Below are 385 nucleotides of genomic sequence, written 5' to 3'. Positions count from 1 at the left end.
GGACGAAAACCTTCATCTATCAAGGATTTCATCGCTCAAAAACCTCATCAAAAATCGGCTTTTTGCAGTAAACCTGAAGTTCTATTTTTAGTATAGAAGAAAAAATGCCTCAAACCCTTGCTATATAAGGCCTCATGTCCAGTATACCCAAAAGTAGGTTTACTGCAAATCATGAACGTATTCCGTCACCAACACCAAATATGAAGAATGATATCTAAGTAATTTTTATTGTCTGCGAAGCTGTTCAATTTCTTCCTGTGTAAGCTCGGTTAATTCGGCTATGGTTTCGTTATCTAGTCCTTTTTGTATCATGCCTAAGGCAACTTTCATGATGCCTCTTTTCTCTCCTACTATTTCACCTTGCTTTTCAGCTCTTCTTAAAGCG

Source organism: Aneurinibacillus aneurinilyticus ATCC 12856 (assembly GCF_000466385.1).
Lineage (GTDB): Bacteria > Bacillota > Bacilli > Aneurinibacillales > Aneurinibacillaceae > Aneurinibacillus > Aneurinibacillus aneurinilyticus.
This window is presented reverse-complemented; position numbering follows the sequence as displayed.